Source organism: Paraburkholderia sp. CNPSo 3076 (genome assembly GCF_026343935.1).
Classification (GTDB): Bacteria; Pseudomonadota; Gammaproteobacteria; order Burkholderiales; family Burkholderiaceae; genus Paraburkholderia; species Paraburkholderia nodosa.
In genome coordinates this window covers 78,993-98,352 of record NZ_JAPMAL010000026.1, presented here as the reverse complement: position 1 = coordinate 98,352, position 19,360 = coordinate 78,993, and the positions used below count along the sequence as shown (strand labels likewise).

21 protein-coding genes and 1 other RNA gene are annotated in these 19,360 nt (G+C 68.1%); 11 read left to right on the top strand and 11 right to left on the bottom strand.

Annotation, left to right across the window (positions count from 1 at the left end):
* Positions 1–2: 2 nt before the first annotated feature.
* Positions 3–1,532 (bottom strand): cobyric acid synthase, encoded by a 1,530-nt coding sequence (locus M3A49_RS27950; protein ID WP_266231913.1) that lies wholly within the window; start codon positions 1,530–1,532, stop codon positions 3–5.
* A 142-nt stretch (positions 1,533–1,674) separates the two neighbouring features.
* On the opposite strand from M3A49_RS27950, the gene cobU reads away from it, so the two are divergent.
* From cobU to M3A49_RS27930, 4 genes are read left to right on the top strand one after another with little or no spacing between them, the layout of a single operon-like run.
* A complete protein-coding gene (gene cobU, locus M3A49_RS27945; RefSeq protein ID WP_266231912.1) occupies positions 1,675–2,229 on the top strand; it encodes a bifunctional adenosylcobinamide kinase/adenosylcobinamide-phosphate guanylyltransferase in 555 nt (184 codons plus the stop codon).
* A complete protein-coding gene (gene cbiB / locus M3A49_RS27940; RefSeq protein WP_266231944.1) occupies positions 2,229–3,164 on the top strand; it encodes an adenosylcobinamide-phosphate synthase CbiB in 936 nt (311 codons plus the stop codon). The genes cobU and cbiB overlap by 1 nt, the downstream gene beginning before the upstream one ends.
* Positions 3,157–4,182 carry a threonine-phosphate decarboxylase CobD gene (gene cobD / locus M3A49_RS27935; RefSeq protein WP_266231911.1) on the top strand — a complete coding sequence of 342 codons (1,026 nt, stop codon included), beginning with the start codon at positions 3,157–3,159 and terminating at the stop codon, positions 4,180–4,182. The genes cbiB and cobD overlap by 8 nt, the downstream gene beginning before the upstream one ends.
* A complete protein-coding gene (locus M3A49_RS27930; protein WP_254355972.1) occupies positions 4,182–5,090 on the top strand; it encodes a cobalamin-binding protein in 909 nt (302 codons plus the stop codon). The genes cobD and M3A49_RS27930 overlap by 1 nt, the downstream gene beginning before the upstream one ends.
* A gap of 18 nt (positions 5,091–5,108) precedes the next feature.
* On the opposite strand, the gene cobC is transcribed toward M3A49_RS27930, so the two are convergent.
* From cobC to M3A49_RS27905, 5 genes are read right to left on the bottom strand one after another with little or no spacing between them, the layout of a single operon-like run.
* Positions 5,109–5,699 (bottom strand): alpha-ribazole phosphatase, encoded by a 591-nt coding sequence (gene cobC, locus M3A49_RS27925; RefSeq protein WP_266231910.1) that lies wholly within the window; start codon positions 5,697–5,699, stop codon positions 5,109–5,111.
* Positions 5,684–6,460 (bottom strand): adenosylcobinamide-GDP ribazoletransferase, encoded by a 777-nt coding sequence (locus tag M3A49_RS27920; protein WP_266231943.1) that lies wholly within the window; start codon positions 6,458–6,460, stop codon positions 5,684–5,686. The genes cobC and M3A49_RS27920 overlap by 16 nt, the downstream gene beginning before the upstream one ends.
* A gap of 10 nt (positions 6,461–6,470) precedes the next feature.
* Positions 6,471–7,535, bottom strand: a complete 1,065-nt coding sequence (gene cobT, locus M3A49_RS27915) for a nicotinate-nucleotide--dimethylbenzimidazole phosphoribosyltransferase (protein ID WP_266231909.1) — start codon at positions 7,533–7,535, stop codon at positions 6,471–6,473.
* On the bottom strand, positions 7,532–8,422 hold the full coding sequence (locus M3A49_RS27910) for an ABC transporter ATP-binding protein (protein WP_266231908.1): 891 nt from the start codon (positions 8,420–8,422) through the stop codon (positions 7,532–7,534). The genes cobT and M3A49_RS27910 overlap by 4 nt, the downstream gene beginning before the upstream one ends.
* Positions 8,419–9,504 carry a FecCD family ABC transporter permease gene (locus tag M3A49_RS27905; RefSeq protein ID WP_416339024.1) on the bottom strand — a complete coding sequence of 362 codons (1,086 nt, stop codon included), beginning with the start codon at positions 9,502–9,504 and terminating at the stop codon, positions 8,419–8,421. The genes M3A49_RS27910 and M3A49_RS27905 overlap by 4 nt, the downstream gene beginning before the upstream one ends.
* Positions 9,505–9,892: 388 nt before the next feature.
* On the opposite strand from M3A49_RS27905, the gene M3A49_RS27900 reads away from it, so the two are divergent.
* The 5 genes from M3A49_RS27900 (at position 9,893) to M3A49_RS27880 (ending at position 12,279) form a co-directional block, all read left to right on the top strand.
* Positions 9,893–10,246, top strand: a complete 354-nt coding sequence (locus M3A49_RS27900; protein ID WP_028207759.1) for a hypothetical protein — start codon at positions 9,893–9,895, stop codon at positions 10,244–10,246.
* Positions 10,243–10,557: a cell division protein ZapA gene (locus M3A49_RS27895; RefSeq protein ID WP_028207760.1), complete on the top strand. Its 315-nt coding sequence runs from the start codon at positions 10,243–10,245 to the stop codon at positions 10,555–10,557. Before M3A49_RS27900 ends, M3A49_RS27895 begins: the two co-directional genes overlap by 4 nt.
* 115 nt (positions 10,558–10,672) lie before the next feature.
* Positions 10,673–10,854, top strand: a non-coding RNA gene (ssrS, locus tag M3A49_RS27890) — 6S RNA.
* 113 nt (positions 10,855–10,967) lie between these two features.
* Complete coding sequence (locus M3A49_RS27885) at positions 10,968–11,426, top strand: EVE domain-containing protein (RefSeq protein ID WP_254355968.1); 459 nt, start codon at positions 10,968–10,970, stop codon at positions 11,424–11,426.
* A 118-nt stretch (positions 11,427–11,544) separates the two neighbouring features.
* Positions 11,545–12,279 (top strand): SIMPL domain-containing protein, encoded by a 735-nt coding sequence (locus M3A49_RS27880; RefSeq protein WP_266231907.1) that lies wholly within the window; start codon positions 11,545–11,547, stop codon positions 12,277–12,279.
* Positions 12,280–12,379: 100 nt separating this feature from the next.
* On the opposite strand, the gene lgt is transcribed toward M3A49_RS27880, so the two are convergent.
* Positions 12,380–13,294, bottom strand: a complete 915-nt coding sequence (gene lgt / locus M3A49_RS27875; RefSeq protein WP_266231906.1) for a prolipoprotein diacylglyceryl transferase — start codon at positions 13,292–13,294, stop codon at positions 12,380–12,382.
* Positions 13,295–13,529: 235 nt separating this feature from the next.
* Complete coding sequence (locus M3A49_RS27870; protein WP_266231905.1) at positions 13,530–14,489, bottom strand: LysR family transcriptional regulator; 960 nt, start codon at positions 14,487–14,489, stop codon at positions 13,530–13,532.
* Positions 14,490–14,660: 171 nt separating this feature from the next.
* On the opposite strand from M3A49_RS27870, the gene ilvD reads away from it, so the two are divergent.
* Together ilvD and M3A49_RS27860 are read left to right on the top strand one after the other, a co-directional pair.
* Positions 14,661–16,334: a dihydroxy-acid dehydratase gene (gene ilvD, locus M3A49_RS27865; protein WP_254355964.1), complete on the top strand. Its 1,674-nt coding sequence runs from the start codon at positions 14,661–14,663 to the stop codon at positions 16,332–16,334.
* A 142-nt stretch (positions 16,335–16,476) separates the two neighbouring features.
* Positions 16,477–16,836: a c-type cytochrome gene (locus M3A49_RS27860; protein WP_028207766.1), complete on the top strand. Its 360-nt coding sequence runs from the start codon at positions 16,477–16,479 to the stop codon at positions 16,834–16,836.
* Between the two features lie 60 nt (positions 16,837–16,896).
* Here the strand turns inward: M3A49_RS27860 and M3A49_RS27855 are convergent, their stop codons facing one another.
* From M3A49_RS27855 to M3A49_RS27845, 3 genes are read right to left on the bottom strand one after another with little or no spacing between them, the layout of a single operon-like run.
* Positions 16,897–17,298 carry a DUF2486 family protein gene (locus tag M3A49_RS27855; RefSeq protein ID WP_266231904.1) on the bottom strand — a complete coding sequence of 134 codons (402 nt, stop codon included), beginning with the start codon at positions 17,296–17,298 and terminating at the stop codon, positions 16,897–16,899.
* 59 nt (positions 17,299–17,357) lie between these two features.
* Positions 17,358–17,774 carry a DNA polymerase III subunit chi gene (locus M3A49_RS27850; RefSeq protein WP_266231903.1) on the bottom strand — a complete coding sequence of 139 codons (417 nt, stop codon included), beginning with the start codon at positions 17,772–17,774 and terminating at the stop codon, positions 17,358–17,360.
* A gap of 52 nt (positions 17,775–17,826) precedes the next feature.
* Entirely contained in the window at positions 17,827–19,338 is a 1,512-nt protein-coding gene (locus M3A49_RS27845; protein WP_069265459.1) for a leucyl aminopeptidase, read from the bottom strand.
* Positions 19,339–19,360 lie beyond the last annotated feature (22 nt).

The following is a 19,360-nucleotide window of genomic DNA, read 5'->3' as shown; positions in this document are numbered from 1 at the left end:
TTTTAGCCGATTACGCCGAACACCTTCTCCAGATCGAGGCTTGCCGCGAGCGTGTCCGCCAGCCGCTCCAGCGACGCCTCGCGCAACGCCGGATAGTCCACCGCGCGCGCCTGCGCGAGCCCGGCCCAGCGCAAGAGCGCCGCGCATGCCTGCGGCGTGTCGAAGAGGCCGTGCACGTAGGTCGCGAGAATCTGGCCATCCGCCGAGCGCGCGCCATCCGGGCGCGTCGCCCCCTCGTCGCCTACAGCGAGCCATAGCGCGGGCGATTCGAGCGAGCGCCCGCGCGTCTCGCCCATATGGATTTCGTAGCCCGCCACGCGCGCCGGGCCCGCGACCGTATCTCCATCCGCGCTTTCCAGCGCGAGCGCGCCCGTCACGTTCTTCAAGGTCTTTTCGCGCGTGAGCACGGTCTCGTAGTCGAGCCAGCCGAAGCCCTCGACCGTGCCCGGCTCGCCCTCCACGCCATGCGGATCGGCAATCGCGCGCCCGAGCATCTGCATGCCGCCGCAAATGCCGATCACGCGCCCGCCATAGCGCAGATGCCGCGCGAGCGCCGTCTGCCAGCCCTGGGCGCGCAGCCACGCGAGGTCGTCGCGCACGTTCTTCGAGCCCGGCAGGATCACGAGATCGGCGGCGGGCGGCGCTTCGCCCGTGCGCACATAGGTGAAATCGACCTGCGGATGCGCGCGCAGCGCGTCGAAGTCAGTGTGGTTGCTGATGTGCGGCAGCGCCGGCACGACCACGCGCAGCGTCTCGCCGCCAGCCTGTGCGCCGCTGTGGGCCGCGCCGGGCAGCATGTCCTCGGCGTCGAGCGTGAGGCCGTGCAGATACGGCACGACGCCCAGCACCGGCTTGCCCGTCTGCTGCTCGAGCCAGACGAGACCGGGTTCCAGCAGCGTGCGGTCGCCGCGAAAGCGGTTGATGACGAAACCTTTGACGCGCGCGCGCTCGCTCTCCGAAAGACAGGCCAGCGTGCCGATCAGATGCGCGAACACGCCGCCCCGGTCGATGTCGGCCACGAGCACGACCGGGCAATCGACCGCCTCGGCAAAACCCATGTTCGCGATGTCGTTGGCGCGCAGGTTGACTTCGGCGGGGCTGCCCGCGCCTTCCACGAACACCGTGTCGTAGCGCGCGCGCAGACGCGCATAGGACGCCAGCACGGCCTCGCGCGCGAGCGGCTTGTAGTCCTGGTACGCGCGCGCGCCCAGGTTCATGCGCGCCTTGCCGTGGATGATGACCTGCGAGCCGAGGTCGCTATTGGGTTTGAGCAGCACCGGATTGAGGTCGGTATGCGCCTCGATGCCGGCGGCGACGGCCTGCAGCGCCTGGGCGCGGCCGATCTCGCCGCCGTCCACGGTCACGGCGCTGTTGAGGGCCATGTTCTGCGGCTTGAACGGCGCGACGCGCGCCCCCGCGCGGCGCGCGAGGCGGCACAGGCCGGCGACGAGCGTGCTCTTGCCGGCGTCGGAGGTCGTGCCCTGGATCATCAGCGTGCCGGTGGGTACGCGGGCGGGTAGCGTGGCGGTCATGAAGCGCTTGGGTGGGCGGCGAAGGCGAACGCGCATTATCCCATCGCCCCGCCGCCCAATACAGGACCACGGCGCAGGACCACGGCGCGACATTGGCCGAACGGACAACGGCGGGCCTGAGCGCAGCCGTTACAATCACGCGATGACTTCGCGCGATCTCACCTTCATCGTCGGCGGCGCGCGCTCGGGCAAGAGCGCGCACGCCGAACGCCTCGCCGACGCGAGCGCACTGCCGGTCACCTATATCGCCACCGCGCGCGTGACCGGCGACACTGAGTTCGCCGAACGCATCGCGCACCATCGCGCGCGCCGGCCCGCGCACTGGGCGCTCGCCGAGGCGCCCCTCGATCTCGCTCCCGCCCTCGACGCAGCAGCGGCGCCCGGCCAGTGCGTGCTGATCGACTGCCTCACGCTGTGGCTCGCGAACCTGCTTTGCCCCGCCGACTCCGAAGCGCCGCTGCCCGACTGGCGCGAGCGCCTCGACGCCTTCGCCGCCGCCTGCGAGCGCGCACAAGGCACGGTGCTCGTGGTGAGCAACGAGATCGGCATGGGCGTCGTGCCGATGGGCGCGGCCACACGCCTTTACGTGGACGAACTCGGCCGCCTCAATCAGCGCATCGCGGCGCTCGCCGACCGCGCCACGCTCGTCGCCGCGGGCCTGCCTCTGGTGCTCAAAGCGCCGCGCGGGACCTCATGATGCTCTCGCTACCCGTCACCGCCGCGCTCGCCGTGGCCGGCGTCGCCGTGGACCGCTGGCTCGGCGAGCCGCGCCGCGCCCACCCACTCGTCGCCTTCGGCCGCTACGCGAACCGCATCGAGGCGCGCCTGAACATAGGCCGCCGCGGCCGTCCGCTCGGCCTCGTCGCATGGCTCGCCGCCGTTGCGCCGCCCGTCGTCGTCGCCGCGCTGCTGTGCGCACTGCTGCCCTGGCCGCTCGCCTGGGCGCTCCACGTTGCGCTGCTCTGGTTCGCGCTCGGTGCGCGCAGCCTCACGGAGCACATCGCGCCGATCGGCGCCGCGCTCGCCCGGCGCGACCTCGCAGCCGCGCGCGAGTTGACGGGCCGCATCGTCTCGCGCGACACAGCCGGGGCCGACGCCACCGCGCTCTCGCGTGCGGCCGTCGAATCGGCGCTCGAAAACGGCAACGACGCGATCTTCGGCGCGCTGTTCTGGTTCGCGATCGCGGGCGGCCCGGGCGCCCTCGCGTTCCGTCTCGCCAACACGCTCGATGCCATGTGGGGCTACCGCACGCCGCGCTTCCTGCGCTTTGGCTGGGCGGCCGCGCGCATCGACGACGTACTCAACTGGATGCCCGCGCGCCTCACGGCCGCGAGCTACGCGCTGCTCGGCGATACGCGCATGGCGCTGCGCTGCTGGCGCGAACAGGCGCATCGCTGGGAGAGCCCGAACGCGGGCCCGGTGATGGCCTCCGGCGCGGGCAGCCTGAACGTGCTGCTGGGCGGCGCGGCCGTTTATCACGGCATGCTCGAGGAGCGCCCGGCGCTCGGCGCGGGCTCGCCGCCGCGCGCGCAGCACGTGGATGCGGCCCTGCGGCTCGTCGAGCGCACCACCATTTTGTGGCTCGCGGCGCTGCTCGCACTGGCCTTCGTGAGCGTGGCGACCCATGTCTGAGCAGCCAGCCGCACTCGTCGCGCACGGCGGCAATCTGCACGAAGCCGCACAGCGTTACGGCATCGCCTGGGACGCGTGGATCGACCTCTCCACCGGCATCAATCCGCATGGCTACCCCGTGCCGCCGGTGCCGCCCACGGCATGGCGGCGCCTGCCCGACGACGGCGACGGCTTCGCCGCGTGCGCCGCGCGCTACTACGGCGCACCCGATGCCCGCCACCTGTTGCCGGTGGCGGGCAGTCAGGCCGCGATCCGCGCGCTGCCGGCGCTGCTGCCGGGTGCGCGTGTAGCGATCGCACCGCTCACCTACGGCGAGTACGCACCGGCGTTCGCGCGCGCAGGCCATGAGATCGTGCCGCTCGACGTCATGCAGGACACGCTGCCCGATACCGTCACGCATGCCGTCGTGGTGAATCCGAACAATCCGACAGCCACGCATCTTGCTGCCGACCGCCTGCTGCATTGGCATGCGCAGCTCGCGGCGCGCGGCGGCACGCTGATCGTCGACGAAGCGTTTGCCGATGCCTTCGGCCACGAGCGATCCGAAACGCTTGCGCACGCAACCCGCCGCGAGGGACTCGTCGTGCTGCGCTCGCCCGGCAAGTTCTTCGGGCTCGCGGGCGCGCGCTGTGGATTCGTGCTCGCCGCACCCGCCCTGCTGGCCGCGTTGCGCGCGAGTCTGGGCGCGTGGACCGTGAGCGGGCCGGCGCGCCACGCCGTCACCCATGCATTCGAAGACAGCGCGTGGCAGAACGAGGCGCGCATTCGCCTCGCCGCCGAAAGCGCGCGCCTCGTCGCGCTGTTGCAGACTCACGGCTTCACGCCGCGCGCCACGCCGCTGTTCGCGTGGATGACGGACCCGCGCGCGCCGGCGCTGCAGGACGCCCTCGCGCGCCACGCCGTGTGGACGCGCCGCTTCGACGCGCCGGCCAGCCTGCGCTTTGGCCTGCCCGCGTCCGAAGGCGAATGGCAGCGCTTCGACAGCGCACTCGGGCAAGCCATGCGGACGATCGGCTGATGCGCGCGGCCGCTATTGCGCTGGCGCTGCTGGTCGCGACGATACTGCCCTGCGCCGCGCATGCGACCGTCACCGCCATCGACGACGCCGGCAACACCGTCACCCTCCCCGCGCCTGCGCGGCGCGTGGTGAGCCTCGCGCCCCACGCGACCGAGCTGCTCTACGCCGCGGGCGGCGGCGCGAAAGTGGTCGGCGCCGTGGCCTACAGCGACTACCCGCCCGACGCACAAAAGGTGCCGCGCGTGGGCGACAATCGCGCGCTCGACCTCGAGCGCATCGCCGCGCTCAAGCCCGATCTCATCGTGGTCTGGCGTCACGGCAACGCGCAGCAACAGCTCGATCGTCTGCGCGCACTGCACATCCCCCTCTTTTTCAGCGAGCCGCACAAGCTCGACGACGTCGCGACCTCGCTCATGCGCCTCGGCGTGCTGCTCGGCACCGAAGACACCGCGCAGGCCGCCGCGACTGCTTATCGCCGCGACATCGCGCAGCTGCGCGCACGCTATGCGCAGCGCGCACCCGTGAGCGTGTTCTACGAAGTCTGGGATCAGCCGCTGATGACCCTCAACGGCTCGCATATGACCAGCGACGTGATCGCGCTCTGCGGCGGGCGCAACGTGTTCGCGGCGCTCGAACCGCTCGTGCCGACGGTAACGACTGAAGCCGTCCTCGCCGCCAATCCCGATGCGATCGTCACCGCGTCACAGGGCGCGACCTCGCCGGACCGCCCGCTGCCGAGCCTCGAGCGCTGGCGCGCCTGGCCCGCGCTCGCCGCCGTTGCGCACGGCAATCTCTTCGCCATCGACGGCGATCTGCTCACGCGCCCCGCGCCACGCATCGCCCTGGGCGCGGCGCAGTTGTGCGAGGATCTCGACCTCGCCCGCTCGCGCAATGCCGCGGCGCATTGATTCGCTATCCTCAGCGACTTACCATGCGTTCCAGCGCGCGAGCAGCCATAGGGCGCTCGACGAGTCGTAACGCAAATGCACGATGGCGCCCATCTCCAGCGGCCAGCGCACGCAGCGCGCGAGCGGCATGCCGAGCGCGCGCGCCGTGACGGCGCGAATCACGCCCGCATGCGTGACGGCCCAAACGGCGGACTTCTCGCACGCGTCGAGCGCGTCGAACCAGCCGCTCACGCGCGCATCGAACTGCGCAACGCTCTCGCCGCCGTGCTCACACGCATGCTCGAAATTCGCGGCCCATGCGTCGATCTGCGCGCGCTCGATCGCGTCCCAGCGCTGCATCTCCCACGCGCCGAAATCCATCTCTGCGAGGCGTGCTTCGGCTTGCGGCGTGTAGCCGCGCAGACGGCCAAGCGCCGCCGCCACGCTCGCGCAGCGCGTGAGCGGGCTCGTTTCGATATGTTGCGGTTCGCGCACGCCGAGCGCCGCAATCCGCCCGGCAATCGACGCGGCCTGCTGCGTCGCGTCGCCCGCGAGCGGCACATCGCTCGCGCCGTAGCACACCCCTGCATCCACCGCCACGGCCGGATGGCGGATCAGAACGAGATCCATGCGAGCCCCACGAGGTAGACGGCAATCTCGAACACCTGTTGCGCGAAGCCGAGACAATCGCCCGTATAGCCACCGATGCGGCGCACGAAGTAACGGCCCAACCCATAGCGCAACCCGGCGAGCACGACGAGCGTCGCTGCGCCCGCGCGCCAGTCGGGCGCGCCGGACCCCGCCGGCCAGAACAGCCACGGCAAGCCGAACATGCACGCGCACAGCCACGCGGGCACGCTCATGCGCTGCGCGACGGGCTTGGCCTTGCCCTCGGGACGCACATACCCGAGCGAGACGAGATAGCTGATCGCGCACGCGCGACTCGCGGCGTGGCCGGCGATCATCAGCATCGCGGCGCGCGCCGGCGGCAGCGCCGCGAGCGTCTGCCACTTGAGCGCGAGCGCCACCACGAGACCGATCGCGCCAAACGCGCCGATGCGCGAATCGTGCATGATGCGCAGCACGTCCTCACGGGTGTACGCGCCGCCGAATGCGTCGAGGCAGTCGGCGAGACCATCCTCGTGGAAGGCGCCCGTCGCGAGGAGCGTGAGCGCCATCGACAGCAGCACGGCCACGTTCGCCGGAAACACGCGCAACGCGGCGAGATAGACGAGCGCCCCAAGCGCGCCGATCAACGCGCCGACGAGCGGAAAGTAGCGCGCCGCCGCGTTGAGCCATGCGGGCTCGAAGCCCACCCAGCGCGGCACTGGCACGCGCGTGAAATAGCCCAGCGCCGTGAAGAAATAACGCAGCTCCGCAAGCGGATTCATCGCGCGGCGCTCAGGCGTGGCGATCACTGCGATTGTCGACGCCGGCCGACTCGAAGCTGGCCATGTCGTTGAGGAACGCCACCGCCGCGCGCAGCAGCGGCACCGCGAGCGCCGCACCCGTGCCCTCGCCCAGACGCAGATCGAGCGCGAGCAGTTCGCGCGCACCGAAGTGATCGAGCATGCGGCGGTGCCCCGCTTCGTTCGATGCGTGCGCAAACACGCAGTAGTCGCGCACGTTCGGCGCGAGCGAGTCGGCCACGAGCAGCGCCGAGGTGGCGATGAAGCCGTCCACGAGAATCGCCATGCGCGAGCGTGCCGCTTCGAGGTACGCGCCCGTCATCATCGCGATCTCGAAGCCGCCGAACGCGGCGAGCACGTCGAGCGGCTCGCGCGCGTCGGCGTGATGCGCGAGCGCCGCCGCGAGCACATTGCGCTTTTTCGCAAGACCCGCATTGTCGAGGCCCGTGCCGCGCCCGACGCATTCGTCGATCGGCACGCCGCACAGCCGGCTCATCAGGCACGCGGCCGACGACGTGTTCGCAATGCCCATTTCGCCGAAGCCGATCACGTTCGTGCCGAGCGCCGCGTGATGGCGCACGCGCCCAGCGCCCGCCGCGAGCGCGGCGATGGCTTCGTCGCGCGTCATGGCGCGCTCGCGCGCGAAGTTGCGCGTGCCGGCCGCGATGGGCACGTCGACGAGTGTGGGCGACGGCGGCAGCGGCGTCGCCACGCCCGCGTTGACGACTTCGAGCGTGAGTCCCGCCACGTTGCTGAACACGTTGATCGCCGCGCCCCCTGCCACGAAGTTCGCGACCATCTGCGCGGTCACGGCCTGCGGATACGGGCTCACGCCTTCGGCGGCAACGCCGTGGTCCCCTGCGAACACGATCATCACGGGACGCTCGACGCTCGGGTGCGTCGTGCCCTGGATCATGCCGAGCTGGCGCGCCAGTGTTTCGAGGCGGCCGAGACTGCCGGGCGGTTTGGTCTTCGTGTCGATGAGGCGTTGCAGTTCGTCGCGCAACGAGAGGTCGAGCGGTTCGACGGCGAGCAGTTCGGTAAGCGATGACGTCATGGTGTGTTTCGTTTCGAAGTGATGCGGGCGACAGCGGCGCACTGGTGCACGCCGTTCGATCCCGGCGAATGCGGTGATGAAGATGTCGAGCCGAGTGCAGGGACGAGTGCAGGGACAAGCGCCTCGTGCGCGCCCTCGCGTATCAGCACGAGCGGATGACCGAATGCGGCGCTCGCGCGCTCCGGCGTGAGCACATCGCGCACGGGGCCCGCGTGAAAGCCGCCGCGGCCGTCGAGCAGGAGCGCGTGCGTTGCGAAACGCCGCGCAAGATTGAGATCGTGGCACGAAAACAGCACCGTCCGCGCTTCACTGCGCACCCAGTGCGAGAGCGCTTGAAGACACGCGATCTGATGATGCAGGTCCAGATGCGCGAGCGGCTCGTCGAGCAGCAGGAGCGGCGCGCCCTGGCACAGCGCGGCGGCGAGGGCGACACGCTGGCGCTCACCGCCGGAGAGCGACAGCACATCACGCGCGGCGAACGCTTCGAGGCCGAGCGTGGCGAGCGCGGCATGCGCGGCGGCGCGATCGGCGTCGCCTTCCCAGCCCCAGCCCGAAAGATGCGGATAGCGATTGAGCAGCACGGTGTCGATCACGCTCGCACTGAAGGCGTCACGCTGGTCCTGCGGCATCAGCGCGCGGCGCTGCGCGAGGCGCACCGGCGGCCACTGCGAGAGCGCGATGCCCTCCACTTCCACACGTCCCGCCGAGGGCTCGCCCAGGCCCGCGAGCGCGCCAATCAGCGTGGTCTTGCCCGCGCCATTCGCGCCCGCCACGCACCAGATTTCGCCAGCGGCAAACCTTTGCGTGAGCGATTCCACGAGCGTGCGCGCGCCCGCGCGCAACGTGAGCGCGTGGACCGCGAGCAAGGGTGGATGCGTATCGCTCATCGTCCACGCCTCGCGAGCAGCATCCACAGGAAAACGGGTACGCCCGCGAGCGCAGTCACGACGCCCACCGGCAACTGCGCGGGCGCCGCCACCGTACGCGCAACGAGGTCCGCGCCCATCACGGCCACGCCGCCCGCGAGCGCGGCGGCGGGCACGAGCATGCGCTGGTCGTTGCCGAACGCGAGGCGCAGCATGTGGGGCACGACGAGCCCCACGAAGCCGATGGTGCCGCCCGTCGTCACGGCAGCGGCCGCCGCGAGCGACGCGGCAAGATAAATGCCCACGCGCAGACGCAGCACCGGCACACCGAGCGCCTGCGCAGCAGCGTCGCCGCGCAGCAGCACGTTGAGCATCGGCGCGGCGGGCACGATGCACGCAAGGACCACGCCAAGCGTCGCGAGCGCGGGCCATGGCGTGCTCACGCCATTGAGATCGCCCGTGAGCCAGAACAGCATGCCGCGCAAGCGCGTGTCAGGCGCGAGCGTGAGCAGCAGCGTGATCAATGCGCCCCAGCCTGCCGCCGTCACCGCGCCCGTCAGGAGCAGCCGCGGCGAGCTGTCTTGCGGCTCGCCGCGCCACAACTCGCGGCGCGCGAGGCCGAGCACGAGCAGGATCGAAACGAATGCACCCGCGCATGCGCTCGCCTGCACGCCCCACCACGCCACGCCCGCGATCATCGCCACGAGTGCGAACGCGGCAGCGCCTCCCGACACGCCCAGCACATAGGGCTCCGCAAGCGGATTGCGCAGCAGCACCTGCAGCAGCGCGCCCGCCAGCGCGAGCAAGCCGCCACATGCAAAACCCGCCAACGCGCGCGGCAAGCGCAGCGTGCGCACGATTTCGACTGCCATGTCCGGCGCGCCATGCACGTCATGCACGTCACGCGCGGGAGCCAGCGCCGCCAGCGCCTGCGCAAACGTCACGCTCACGCTGCCGGTTGCGAGCGATGCAGCGAACACCACGAGCGCCACTGCCGCGAGCGCGCCCCAGATCATGCACGCGCGGCGCGCGCTCATCGAGCGGCGCGGCAACGCGTGCATCGGTGGCACAGGCGGCACAGCGTGGGACTCATCGCGGCTCATGGAACGCATCGGGAAACTCGGCGGCGGATTTCAATCAAGTTCACACAGAAAGACAACAGGGCTATCGCAGGCCACGACAGAGCGAGTATGTTTGTCGCGAAAGATTCAGCATGACGCGTAGCAGAAGCGGCATGGCACAAGCCGTTCGCAAAAGCACTGGCAAAAGACCATGAATCCGTGATGTTATAACGCGCGGACCACGATCGAGACGATGCGCTGCGCGCGCGGCTTTGGCAAATTACGTTCCCGCCCGGCGTATGCAGCACACGTAGCGAGGGTTTTGGGCCTGATTCGGGTAAGAAGCCGGGTTGTTACGTCTGGAAACGACACAATTATCAAAATACGCGTTAATCCGCGCTAGAATGCCTGTCTTTAGAGGACGCAGCACATGCTCAACGAACTCGAAACACTCTCACAAAACATCGGGCGGCTGATCGAGATTAATCAGCGCCAACACGAAGCACGCCTCGCACTCGAAGAGCAACTCGCGCAGCTGCGTGCGCAATGCGACGAAACACGCACCGAACTCGAACAGGTCCGCGAGGAGCGCGCCGCGCTACAAGCCGAGCGCGATGCACTCTCGGCCAAGATCGACGATGCGCAGGTGCGGCTGAACGCGATCCTCGAAAAGCTGCCACGCGCACGCGCAGGTAACGAGCGCGACAACCAGCTCGATCTGCTTGAGCCGTCGCAGAGCAACGACGACGACAGCAACGCGGCCCGCCACGGAGAAAATGCATGACCACCAAGCAGATCGAAGCGACGATACTCGGCCAAACCTATCGCCTCGTCTGTTCGCCGGAAACGGAACAGGCGCTGCTCGAAGCCGTGGCGCGCGTGGACGCCGAAATGTCCAAGATCCGCAATCACAGCAACGTGCGCGGCATCGATCGCATCGCCGTCATGGCGGCGCTCTCGCTCGCCTCGGAACTGCTGCGCCTGCAAACGAGCGTGCGACACGGCGAAGCATTCCCAGCCGAAGAAATCCGTCGTACAATGCGCCAAATGAACGAACAACTCGGCGCTGTGATTCACCAGTACGGTGTGCAATAAGCGCTGTCGTACGTCGCAGTTGTCAGCGCTAATGTGCGGTATGATGTTGTTCATAGGTAGCGTTGATTTGTTTAGAAACGCGCGTTTCTAAACACGCTGCCAACCAGTTTAGTCAGCTTCCCTGCCTGGTTCGCCAAGGTCATATATTCCTTGAACCAATGCCATGTGCACGGTTGCGGAAATTTGTAGCACGGGCGTGCGCGTCACACAGTCTGATGTACCCGAAGTGCTGCTAACTGCGACCAATTCTGAACCCTCGGTTCAGGATGCCGGCCTAGCGGCTATGGCGGGGACCTATTCAAACGGCATCGGACCACAGTCCGATGCCGTTTTCCATTGTGCGGCCTGCACTTGCCTTGTTGCGTGGCGCGCACGCTCGCCCCTCCCCATTTCGACGTGAACTTCGACTCATGCGCTACTGGCTGATGAAGTCCGAACCCGACGAAGCAAGCATCGACGACCTCGCAAATGCGCCGCAGCGCACGCTGCCCTGGACCGGCGTACGAAACTATCAGGCGCGCAATTTCATGCGCGACACCATGCAGCAAGGCGACGGCGTGCTGTTCTATCACTCGAGCTGCCCTGAGCCCGGTATTGCGGGCCTCGCGCAGGTGTCGTCCACGGCCTACCCCGATCCCACTCAGTTCGATCCGAAAAGCCCTTACTACGACGCGAAATCGACGCACGAAAATCCGCGCTGGATACTCGTCGACGTCGTGTTCAAGAAGAAGTGCCCGCTGATTGCGCTGGCCGCCTTGCGCGAGCACGAGGAACTCGCGGACATGCGCGTGCTCGCCAAGGGCAATCGCCTTTCGATCACGCCGGTCACGACGGCCGAGTGGAACTTCATCACGAAACATCTGATGTGATGCGGTGTTGACGTGGCCGGGCACGCACACAGCATTCGTGCGCGACTTCAAGCACAATCGCGCACAGTCGCGCGTCACGAATGCCTTGCGCGCGACGCCAGTTCTGCAAGGAGTCTCAATGAACCGAAAAACCGCCGTCACGCTCGCCGCCGCATTGGCTGCCGCCCTCCCCCTCGCCATGACGCTCGCGCCGGGCGCCGCGTTCGCACAGAGCGACGCGCGCTTCCAGCAGCCCTCGGGCGTGCTTTCACTGTCCGCGCAGGCGAGCGCCGAAGTGCCTCAGGACGTCGTCAACATCACGCTGTTCTACGAACAGGAAGCGAACGATCCCGCCTCGCTCACCGCAACGCTCAATCAGCGCGCCGACGCCGCGCTCCAACGCGCCAGAGGCGTCGCGAACGTGACCGCGCACTCCGGCCAGTTCTCGATCTTCCCTTCCACGGATCGCGACGGGCGCATCTCCGCCTGGCGCGGCCGCACGGAAGTCGTGCTCGAGTCGCATGATTTCGCCGCGGCGTCGAAGCTCGCCGGCGACCTCTCGTCGATCATGCAGGTGGGCAACGTGCAGTTCTCGCTGTCGCCCGAGGCGCAGCGCGCCGCCGAGCAAAAGCTTTCGGGCCAGGCCATCGCCTCGTTTCGCGACCAGGCGCTCTCGGCCACGCGCGCGTTCGGCTACAGCAGCTACACGATTCGCGACGTGAACGTGGGGCACTCGGGCGTGATGCCGCGCCCCATGATGATGATGAGCGCGCGCGCCGCTTCGGCTGACGCGAAGATGTCGGCGCCTGTGCCGCTCGAAGGCGGCACGTCCACGGTGACGGTCAACGTCTCCGGCTCGGTGCAGATGAAGTAAGGCGCGCCAAACAAGCAGTTCAGGCACGCAAGTAAAAAAGGCCACGGTGAAAACCGTGGCCTTTTTCATGGGCTAAAACGCGGAGCGCGTCGTGCGCGTGTCAGCTCTTTGCGCCCGCTACCTGCGCGCCGTCGTTGCCACGCTTGGCGCGGCGATACGCCCACGTCATCAAGCCAATCCCCACGATGATCATCGGCAGCGAGAGCCACTGGCCCATCGAGAGGCCGAGCGCGAGCAGGCCGAGGAAGTCATCGGGTTCGCGTGCGAACTCGACCGTGAAGCGCGCGAGACCATAGCCGATCAGAAACATGGCCGAAATCGCGCCAACGGGGCGCGGCTTGCGCGCGAACAGAATCAGCACGATGAACAGCGCGATGCCTTCCAGCGCGATTTCATACAGCTCCGAAGGATGGCGCGGCAGCAGATGGTACTGCGCGAACACCTCGTTCAGATGCCACTGCGCGGCCAGTTGCGGATGCGCGGCGAGCCACGCGGCATCGTCGTTCGCGGCGCCCGGAAACAGCATGGCCCACGGCGAGTCGGGCGAGGTCACGCGGCCCCACAGCTCGCCGTTGATGAAGTTGCCGAGACGGCCAAAGGCGAGCCCCGTGGGCACCATCGGCGCGACGAAGTCGGTCACTTGCAGCCAGGTGCGCCCGCGTTGCCACGCGAACAGAACCATCGCGAACGTCACGCCGAGGAAGCCGCCGTGAAACGACATGCCGCCTTCCCACACCTTGAAGATGTCGAGCGGATGCGCGAAATACCAGCTCGCCTTGTAGAACAGCACGTAACCCAGGCGCCCGCCAAGTATCGTGCCGAGCACACCGTAGAACAGCATGTCGTCGATGTCTTTCGCGGTCCAGCCCTGCGCGGCCACGTACGGCAAACGCAGGCGCAGACGGCCGATCACGATCGCCAGAATGAAGCCGACGAGATACATGAGGCCGTACCAGCGCACGGCGAGCGGCCCCAGATGAATGGCGACGGGGTCGAAGTTCGGGTGGATGAGCATCGTGGATGAAGTCTTGTCGGCGATATCGATTGAAATCGGGTTGTAAGCAGTAGCGCGCCGCTCACGAAAGCGGGCAAAGCGCGTTGGACGTTTGCATAGCGGCGAGGTTCGCCGCCGGCGCGTCATGGCGTGACATTATCGCCGACGCGAGGGGGCGCGAACCAAAATGCAGGTTTGGCGATGCGCGGCGAGTGTCACGGTGACAGATGACGTGCGCGGCCCACCCAGCTTCAGGCTAGCCCTCGCGCGCCGGCCCGCCCGCTGTCGCCGCGTGCGCGCGCACGATCTCGATGAACGCCGCGAGCACCGGGCTCACCTCGGCCGAGCGCCAGACGAGGCCTGTTTCGATGGCCGGCACCGCCCCGGTAAGCGGCCGGTACACGACGCCCGTGCGCCGCAGATGGCGCAGCGACTGCGGCACGAGCGCCACGCCCATGCCGGCCGAGACGAGGCTCACGATCGTCTGCATCTGGATCGCTTCCTGGCCGATGAGGGGCGCGAGGCCGGCCGCGCCGTAGCAGTCCATGATGGTGTCGTAGAAACCGGGGGCCAGATGGCGCGGGAAGACGACGAGCGGCGCATCGGCGAGATCGCGCAGGCTCACGGGCTCGTCGTGCCAGTCGTCGGCGCACGGGCCGCCAAGGCGCGCCGAAAGCGCCGTGGGCATCGCGACCACGAGCGGCTCGCGCGCGATCGGCTGGTAAGCGAGCTGGGCCGCGTGGCGCGGCGGCACGGGTGCGATCACGAGGCCGGCATCGATGCGGCCCGCCACCAGCTCTTCCACCTGCACGTCGCTCGTGGCTTCGGCGAGCTGCAGGCGCACGCGCGGATAGTGCGCGCCGAAGTCGCGCAGCAAAAGCGGCAGCAAGCCGTAGTCGGCGGTCGAAACGAAGGCCAGCGCGAGCACGCCCGCCTCGCCGCGCGCGAGGCTCTGGGCGAGCGGCCGCAGCGCTTCGGCGCTCGCCAGGAGGCGCCGCACCTCCGGCAGCAGATCGGCGCCCACGGCTGTCAATTCCACCGAACGGCGAGTGCGCGCGAACAGCTCCACGCCCAGCGTCTCCTCCAGCGCGCGAATGGCCTGCGAGAGCGGCGGCTGCGTCATCGACAGGCGCGCCGCCGCGCGGCCGAAATGCTGCTCCTCGGCCACGGCGACGAAATAGCGAAGCTGGCGCAGATCGGGGATAGTCGGATTCATCGGCAGCGGTCTCGCGCTGTTGTCATGCTGATATGTTTTTCGACTCAATAGACCACGAATAATATATTGGACAGCGTTCTCGCGAAATCGCATGCTTCCATAGACTTGCCGGCGCTCCCCCAAACCAGAACCCACACCCGGCATCCGAGACAAAATCCACCGGAGGTCCCCATGCCCTATAACCGTCGTTCGAAGCACATCACGCAAGGCGTCGCCCGCTCGCCCAATCGTTCGATGTATTACGCGCTCGGCTACGAGAAGGCCGATTTCGACAAGCCGATGATCGGCGTGGCCAATGGCCATTCGACCATCACGCCGTGCAACGCCGGCCTGCAGCGCCTGACCGACGCGGCCGTCGACGCCATCAAGCGCGCCGACGCGAACCCGCAGACCTTCGGCACGCCCACGATCTCGGACGGCATGTCGATGGGCACCGAGGGCATGAAGTACTCGCTCGTCTCGCGCGAAGTCATCGCGGACTGCATCGAGACCTGCGTGCAAGGCCAGTGGATGGACGGCGTGGTCGTGATCGGCGGCTGCGACAAGAACATGCCCGGCGGCATGATCGCGCTCGCGCGCATCAACGTGCCCGGCATTTACGTGTACGGCGGCACGATCCGCCCGGGTAACTGGAAGGGTCGTGCCCTCACCATCGTCTCGGCGTTCGAGGCCGTGGGCGAATTCACCGCGGGGCGCATGACCGAAGAAGATTTCGAAGGCGTCGAGAAAAACGCCTGCCCTTCCACGGGTTCGTGCGGCGGCATGTACACCGCGAACACGATGAGTTCGTCGTTCGAGGCGCTCGGCATGTCGCTCATGTATTCGTCGACGATGGCCAACCCCGACGAGGAGAAAGTCGACTCGGCGGCGGAATCGGCGCGTGTGCTGGTCGAGGCCGTCAAGCAGGACCTCAAGCCGCGCGACATCATCACGAAGAAGTCGATCGAGAACGCCGTGGCGCTCATCATGGCGACGGGCGGCTCGACCAATGCCGTGCTGCACTATCTCGCCATCGCGCACGCCGCGGAAATCGAATGGACCATCGACGACTTTGAGCGCATGCGCAAGAAGGTGCCGGTGATCTGCGACCTGAAGCCCTCGGGCCAGTACGTCGCCACCGACCTGCACGAGGCCGGCGGCATTCCGCAGGTCCTCAAGATCCTGCTCGATGCGGGCCTCCTGCATGGCGACTGCATCACCATCACGGGCAAGACCATCGCGGAAGAACTCAAGGACGTGCCGTCCACGCCGCGCGCGGACCAGCGGGTGATCTTCCCGATCAGCCAGGCGCTGTACAAGGAAGGCCACCTGGCGATCCTCAAGGGCAACCTCGCGACCGAGGGCGCGGTCGCCAAGATCACAGGCCTGAAGAATCCGGTCATCACGGGCCCCGCGCGCGTATTCGACGACGAGCAGAGCGCGATGGAAGCCATCCTCGCAGACGAGATCAAGGCAGGCGACGTGGTCGTGCTGCGCTATCTCGGCCCGAAGGGCGGTCCCGGCATGCCGGAAATGCTCGCGCCGACTTCGGCGATCATCGGCAAGGGGCTTGGGGAGTCGGTTGGGCTGATCACCGATGGACGCTTCTCGGGCGGCACCTGGGGCATGGTGGTGGGCCACGTCGCGCCGGAAGCGTTTGAGGGCGGCACGATCGCGCTCGTGCAGGAAGGCGACTCGATCACCATCGACGCTCACACGCTCCTGCTGCAACTGAACGTGGACGACGCCGAACTCGCGCGCCGGCGCGCGGCGTGGAAGCAGCCCGCGCCGCGTTACACCCGCGGTGTCATGGCGAAGTATGCGGCGCTCGCGCGCCCGGCGAACCTGGGCGCGGTGACGGGCTAGGCGGGGCTGAGCCGCGCCGGCGAGGGCCAGGCGCCGCTCGAATCTCGACCTGCAGTAACGCAAAGGGCGCACGTCCAGGACGTGCGCCCTTTGCTTTTATAATGCGACGACACAGCCGGCGCATACGCTGGCGGAGACCAGTATGAAACGGAAGTCGCAAGCGAAGAACAAGACAGCGACGCTCGCCGCCGCGCTCGCCATCGGCCTTGCCGGCGCACTCGGGGCAGCCCCGGCCCGCGCGCAGCATGGCCCCACCGGCCTCGCGCTCGCCCAGCAGCAGAACTGCATGAGCTGCCACTCGGTGACCCGCAATTTCATGGGTCCCGCCCTGCGCGATGTCGCCGCGAAGTACGCGGGCAAGCCCGACGCGCAGACCTATCTCACCCACAAGATTCTGGAAGGCAGCAGCGGCGTGTGGGGCACGGTGCAGATGCCGGCCAACACGCAGCTGAACCCAGGCCAGGCGGCCCAGCTCGCGAACTGGATCCTCACGCTCAAGTGAGGCGAACGGGGTGATGGCGCGGGCCCCGGGTGAGCGCTCGCCGCCTCACACTTGACTGAATCAGGCCGAAGGCGGTCGCCCCGCGCGCGCCGCCAACTCTTCGCGCACGGCGGCCTTCACCCAGTTCGTGAGCTCCGTTTCGAGCGCAAGACCGATTTCGCGCGACACCTGGCCCACGAGCCAGTTCGTATGTTCCTGCATCGCGGCGCTGCAGCGCGCCTCGATCACGGCGCGGCCTTCGCCGGTGAGCCAGGTCAGGCAACGGCCCCGCAGGCGCTCGACGAGCGCGTCGGCGTCGTGCGCGAACAGGCCCTCCTCGCGCTCGGCCACGGCGGCCTTGACGGCAGCGGCCGTCGCGCTCTTCGCCTCTTCGACGTTGTGCGCGCGCAGCGGATTGCCGGACACCATCACCTCGCTCAAGAGCGGGATCGAAGCCTCTTCCGATTCGTGCATGCCGGACATGTATACCTCCATCGATCGGGGCAGTCGGCCGCGCGCCGGTACGCCTCTCGCGTCCGGCCTTAGCCGCCCTGCTTGTAGTTGTTGAGCGCGTAACCGCGGTCGCGGTAGAAACGATAGCGCTCACGGCCCGACGCGAGTTCGTCGGGCGCATCGCCAATCACTTCGAGCAGGCGTTCGAAGCGTGCGAACTGAGGCGGGACTTCCGCGCCGAGATTGAGCAGCACACGATGATGCGGCGCACGCTCGAGATCCGTTGCCAGCACGATGGGCGATTCGCCCGCGTGCGGGCTGTCGGCCATGCAGTGCGGCACGAACTCGAGCGGCGAAAAGGTCCACAACATTTCGTCGAACGCGCGCAGTCGCGCGGGCTCGGCCAGCACCACCGCCTGCTGGCCCGCCTGATACGCCTTGCGCACCAGGCGGCACGCATACAGCAGCGAGTCGCCGACGTTCGTGTGGAAATCGATGCGCGTCATGCCCACACCACTTTACACACCGTCAGGTGGGCAGCAATCGCCATACCTGCCCTCATTGCCCGGCGCGATCGATCAGGAACTGGGCGAGCAGCGGCACCGGACGGCCCGTTGCCCCCTTGGCCGCGCCGCTCTTCCACGCCGTGCCCGCGATGTCGAGGTGCGCCCACGGGTAGTTTTCGGTGAAGCGCGACAGGAAGCACGCCGCCGTCACGCTGCCCGCCGGACGCCCGCCGATGTTGGCGAGGTCGGCAAAGTTCGACTTGAGCTGGTCCTGATACTCGTCGTCGAGCGGCAGGCGCCAGGCCGGATCGTTCGCTTCGCGCGAAGCGTCGAGCAGTTCGCCCGCGAGCGCGTCGTCCTTCGAGAAAAGGCCGCTGTTGTGATGGCCGAGCGCGATGATGCAGGCGCCCGTGAGCGTGGCGATGTCCACCACGGCGGCCGGCTTGAAGCGCTCGGCATAGGTGAGCGCGTCGCACAGGATCAGGCGGCCTTCGGCGTCGGTGTTGAGCACTTCGACCGTCAGGCCCGCCATCGTCGTGACGATGTCGCCCGGCTTCGTGGCGTTGCCCGCGGGCATGTTCTCGCAGGTCGGGATGATGCCGATCACGTTGAGCTTGAGCCCCATTTCGGCGACCGCGCGGATCGTGCCGAGCACCGAGCCCGCGCCGCACATGTCGTACTTCATCTCGTCCATGCCCTCGCCCGGCTTGAGCGAAATGCCGCCCGTGTCGAACGTGATGCCCTTGCCGACTAGCACGATCGGCGCGGCCTTGGCGCTGGCGCCCTGATAGTGCAGCACGATGAACTGCGGCGGCTCGACGGAGCCTTTAGTTACAGAAAGAAACGAACCCATCTTGAGCGTCTCGATCTGGCGCTGGCCGAGCACCTCGACCTTGAGCTTCCAGTCGCGCGCCAGCTTCTTGGCCGTGGCCGCGAGATAGGTCGGCGTGCAGACGTTGCCCGGCAGATTGCCGAGGTCGCGCGTGAGGTCCATGCCGTTGGCGAGCGCGACAGACTGCTTCGCCGCAAGCTTGGCGGCCTTCTCTTCGGCGGCGTCGATGCTGAAGACCACGCGCTTGAGGGCCCGCTGCGAGACGTCGGGCTTGCTCTTCATCTGCGTGAAGCGATAGGTCTCGTTGCGCAGCGCGAGAATGGCGGTGCGCACACCCCAGTCGCCCGTGCGCTCCTTCACCGGCAATTGCGCGAGCGTGAAGGTGACCTGTGCGATTTTCGTGCCGAGGATCGCGCGCCAGGCGGCCTTGACCGCGTCGCCGTAAGCCTTCTGGCCGAACGCGTCCTGCTTGCCGAGACCCACGAGCAGCACGCGCGAGGCGCCGATGCCGCTCACTTCCGGCAGGAACAGCGTGGAGCCGGCCTTGCCGTCGATGTCGCCGGCCTTGACGACGCGCGCGATTGCGCCGCCAATGGCGCTGTCGATCGCGAACGCCGCGCCCGAGAGCGTTTGCGCCTCGAACACGCCGACTACGACACAATCCGACTTGCCGGTCAGGAAGGGGCCGTCCCCGCCTTTGCTCCAGTCACAGGCTTTTATGCTAAAGTCCATCGCGCTTGTCCTCGGATAAAAT

What these genes read in the sequence shown, in the direction of transcription:
- M3A49_RS27930 (WP_254355972.1), top strand. Translation starts at nt 4,182, where the DNA reads ATGCGCGCGGCCGCTATTGCGCTGGCGCTGCTGGTCGCGACGATACTG.
- M3A49_RS27905 (WP_416339024.1), bottom strand. Translation starts at nt 9,504, where the DNA reads ATGAGCCGCGATGAGTCCCACGCTGTGCCGCCTGTGCCACCGATGCAC.
- M3A49_RS27855 (WP_266231904.1), bottom strand. Translation starts at nt 17,298, where the DNA reads ATGTCCGGCATGCACGAATCGGAAGAGGCTTCGATCCCGCTCTTGAGC.
- ilvD (WP_254355964.1), top strand. Translation starts at nt 14,661, where the DNA reads ATGCCCTATAACCGTCGTTCGAAGCACATCACGCAAGGCGTCGCCCGC.
- M3A49_RS27950 (WP_266231913.1), bottom strand. Translation starts at nt 1,532, where the DNA reads ATGACCGCCACGCTACCCGCCCGCGTACCCACCGGCACGCTGATGATC.
- cobC (WP_266231910.1), bottom strand. Translation starts at nt 5,699, where the DNA reads ATGGATCTCGTTCTGATCCGCCATCCGGCCGTGGCGGTGGATGCAGGG.
- cobU (WP_266231912.1), top strand. Translation starts at nt 1,675, where the DNA reads ATGACTTCGCGCGATCTCACCTTCATCGTCGGCGGCGCGCGCTCGGGC.
- lgt (WP_266231906.1), bottom strand. Translation starts at nt 13,294, where the DNA reads ATGCTCATCCACCCGAACTTCGACCCCGTCGCCATTCATCTGGGGCCG.
- M3A49_RS27910 (WP_266231908.1), bottom strand. Translation starts at nt 8,422, where the DNA reads ATGAGCGATACGCATCCACCCTTGCTCGCGGTCCACGCGCTCACGTTG.
- M3A49_RS27850 (WP_266231903.1), bottom strand. Translation starts at nt 17,774, where the DNA reads ATGACGCGCATCGATTTCCACACGAACGTCGGCGACTCGCTGCTGTAT.
- cbiB (WP_266231944.1), top strand. Translation starts at nt 2,229, where the DNA reads ATGCTCTCGCTACCCGTCACCGCCGCGCTCGCCGTGGCCGGCGTCGCC.
- M3A49_RS27900 (WP_028207759.1), top strand. Translation starts at nt 9,893, where the DNA reads ATGCTCAACGAACTCGAAACACTCTCACAAAACATCGGGCGGCTGATC.
- M3A49_RS27895 (WP_028207760.1), top strand. Translation starts at nt 10,243, where the DNA reads ATGACCACCAAGCAGATCGAAGCGACGATACTCGGCCAAACCTATCGC.
- M3A49_RS27845 (WP_069265459.1), bottom strand. Translation starts at nt 19,338, where the DNA reads ATGGACTTTAGCATAAAAGCCTGTGACTGGAGCAAAGGCGGGGACGGC.
- cobT (WP_266231909.1), bottom strand. Translation starts at nt 7,535, where the DNA reads ATGACGTCATCGCTTACCGAACTGCTCGCCGTCGAACCGCTCGACCTC.
- M3A49_RS27920 (WP_266231943.1), bottom strand. Translation starts at nt 6,460, where the DNA reads ATGAATCCGCTTGCGGAGCTGCGTTATTTCTTCACGGCGCTGGGCTAT.
- cobD (WP_266231911.1), top strand. Translation starts at nt 3,157, where the DNA reads ATGTCTGAGCAGCCAGCCGCACTCGTCGCGCACGGCGGCAATCTGCAC.
- M3A49_RS27870 (WP_266231905.1), bottom strand. Translation starts at nt 14,489, where the DNA reads ATGAATCCGACTATCCCCGATCTGCGCCAGCTTCGCTATTTCGTCGCC.
- M3A49_RS27860 (WP_028207766.1), top strand. Translation starts at nt 16,477, where the DNA reads ATGAAACGGAAGTCGCAAGCGAAGAACAAGACAGCGACGCTCGCCGCC.
- M3A49_RS27885 (WP_254355968.1), top strand. Translation starts at nt 10,968, where the DNA reads ATGCGCTACTGGCTGATGAAGTCCGAACCCGACGAAGCAAGCATCGAC.
- M3A49_RS27880 (WP_266231907.1), top strand. Translation starts at nt 11,545, where the DNA reads ATGAACCGAAAAACCGCCGTCACGCTCGCCGCCGCATTGGCTGCCGCC.